Source organism: Planktothrix serta PCC 8927, assembly GCF_900010725.2.
Lineage (GTDB): Bacteria > Cyanobacteriota > Cyanobacteriia > Cyanobacteriales > Microcoleaceae > Planktothrix > Planktothrix serta.
This window is the reverse complement of record NZ_LR734852.1, coordinates 1-3,105: the sequence shown is the minus strand read 5'-3', so window position 1 is coordinate 3,105 and position 3,105 is coordinate 1. Positions and strand designations below refer to the sequence as shown.

The window sequence follows — 3,105 nt, the reverse complement described above, 5'->3', positions numbered from 1 at the left end:
TTAGAATAAGACTCTTGATACACATATTCTACTCCCAGATGTTCTTGAATTTTTTCTAACAGAACTTCTTCTTTAAAGGGTTTACTAATCCAATCATTACATCCAGCAACCAAAATGGATTGGCGATCTTGTTCAAAAACGGAGGCGGTAATTGCTAAAATCGGAATCGACCGTTGTTGTTCTTGACTCCGAATTTGACGAGCCGTGGCAAAACCATCAAGAATAGGTAATTGTATATCTAAACAAATTAAATCGGGTTGCCAACTTTGCCAAAGGATTAAAGCCTCTTGACCATTACTGGCTTCTTGTACCTCAAAACCAATTTTATTCAGCATTTTAACTAATAATGAACGATGATCGGAATCATCATCCACAATTAAAATACGAATGGGGTTTTGATTCGGCACAAGATGGGCAATTTGTTGTGGCTTCTTGCTGAATAATGGAGAGGTTTCTGTGTCTATTTTAGCTTGAATCTCAAAGGTAAAAATTGATCCAGAATTGGGGATAGACTTGACTTGAATATCCCCTCCCATTAACTGGACAAAATGACGACTAATGGGTAGTCCTAAGCCTGTTCCCTGGCTTGATTTACGACCCACCTCAGTTTGGGTAAAGGCTTCAAATAATAAAGAGAGTTCTTCAGGAGAAATCCCGGCTCCTGTATCTTCAATTTCAAATTGAATATTAATCTTTTTAGGCTGGGGTAAACCTTCCAAAATTGTGGGGAATTTGAACGCTGAAAACAGTTCAGGATCATCGCTATTTACCGGGCAACTTTTTGACTCTATATCAGCTTGTTGTTCTGTTTTGAATTTGGCATTGACTCTTAATTCAACTCGACCTTTATCTGTAAATTTTATTGCATTTCCCAATAAATTTGCTAAGATTTGACGTAATTTTCTTTCGTCAGCAATAATATACTGGGGAACAGTATCAGACACATCAAATTGAAATAATAAATTTTTACTTTCAGCTTTCAAGTGCAGCATATCTCTAATATTATGCAGCAGCATTAACAAATCAAACCGACTTTCAATTAATGTCGTTTTTCCGGCTTCAATTTTAGAAAGTTCTAAAACATCATTAATTAAATCGAGTAAATGTTCTCCACTACGATTAATAATTTCGATATGTTTTTGCTGCTCTAATGACATAGAACTATCTTTTCTCATAATTTGGGCAAAGCCTAAAATCGCATTCAAAGGAGTCCGCAGTTCATGGCTCATATTGGCTAAAAATTCACTTTTAGCTGCATTGGCTGATTCTGCGGATTTTTTGGCGATTTTTAATTCTTCTGTTTGCTGTATGATCTTAGAAAAGAGTTGAGCTTGATGAACCGCAACCCCTAATTGGCTGGCAATTTGTACCACCATTTGGATTTCTGTTTGTTTCCATTTGCGAAAATTAGAATTTTGATAGGCTGCTAATAAACCCCATAATTGATTTGCACAAAAAATGGCAACAGTTAAATAAGATTTCGCTTGAAATCTTTCTAATAAATCAATATAACAAAGACTAAATTGAGCTTGATAAATATTTTCAACACATCGATAACTGACCCCTCGACTGTAAACTCCCCCTTGGGTTTCTTGTAGATAAGTATCTTCAACAACAATTTGGGGAATTTCAGTTAAGGATTTCAACACACAATCACAATTTAAAATAGCAGCTTCACCCATCGCCAGATCATGATTTTGGGCTTTGATTAGGGGTATCCAACCTGCTTCTACAGATTCAGCCACAAACTCCCCACTCCAGTCGGATTTAAACTGATAAATCACAACGCGATCGCAATGTAATACCTTTCTTAATTCTGCGGTTGTCGCTTTAAAAATTTTATTTAGATTTAAGGTTTGTCGCATTCGTTGAATCACACGAGCACTGGTTTTTTCCCGTTTAATACTGTCTTGAAGTGCTGATTCTACTCGTCGCCGCTCTTGAATTTCCTGTTCTAATAGCGCTTTTTGTTCTTGTAACTGTTTTTGCTGCTGAACAATCGTGAGTTGATTTTTAACGCGAACAATCACATCTTCGATCTCAAAGGGTTTGGTAATATAGTCCACTCCTCCCACTTCAAAACCCCTAATTTTATCGTCAATTTCTGCTAAAGCACTCAGAAAAATCACAGGAATCTCCTGGGTTTGAGGGGATGCTTTTAATTGTTGGCAGATTTCATAACCACTCAAACCGGGCATCATCACATCTAGTAAAATCAGTTCTGGAGAATGATGATTCACCTGCTGTAATGCAGATTCTCCGTCTAAAGCACTGATTACTTCATATCCAACTTCCGTCAGAAAATGGCGTAGCAGTTCTAAATTTTCCACAACATCATCGACAATCAGAATTTGGATAGCCGGGGTTATATTTGCATAGTTCAACATAACGTTTAGGTTTTCCACCTTGATATGGCACGGTTCTGATCTTCTTGGTTTGAGCAAGAGCCTTCATTAACATAATAGGCTGCTGAAGCGATTGCTTCCCAGTTGAAATCAACCGTCGCCTGCTAATTTTTGGGATTGAATCAGAATCCCATGTTTGAGCTTGTTTGGATTACCTCATAATGCCCTCCATTAGTCATCTATCTCTGGAGAGATGAGTTCAGTTGAACACCCCATCTAAGTAGGTAGGCTCTATAAAACCTCCCTATGTAAACGATTGTAAATCGTTCTAACCCTCTCTAATGGCTGATCTAAGCCGCCTTTACATATTGTTACATGGAAAAGTTTAATCCCGCCTACCTACTTACTACTAATCAAACTCACCGATTGAGAGAGATTCGCTAACGATTCAACTATCAAAGTTAAAGTAGCGACTCCGTAAAATTCTTGTCTTCCTTCTAAAGACTAAAGTTGTTGAAAGAAGGGTGTTGGAAGAGAGTGCGAAGTGCAAAGTTCAGAGTTCAGAGTTTCAGGTTTCTATGATTTCCCATTTTCCGTCTGCCCTCCTGTGTTTATCCCCTTGTTTCCTTGTGCCCTTGTTGCTTTCTTGTGCCCTTGTTGCTTTATTTAATCGGCAAATTCTAGGCGTGAACTACCCACACTTCTCTACGAGTAAGTGTGGGCTTCTAGCATCAACGGGGATAGCATCAGAAGAAACAGA

1 protein-coding gene is annotated in these 3,105 nt (G+C 38.0%); it reads right to left on the bottom strand.

What is annotated here, in order from left to right:
• A partial coding sequence (locus tag PL8927_RS07315; protein WP_083619103.1) for a response regulator occupies window positions 1–2,387 on the bottom strand: 2,387 nt, incomplete at its 3' end.
• Window positions 2,388–3,105 lie beyond the last annotated feature (718 nt).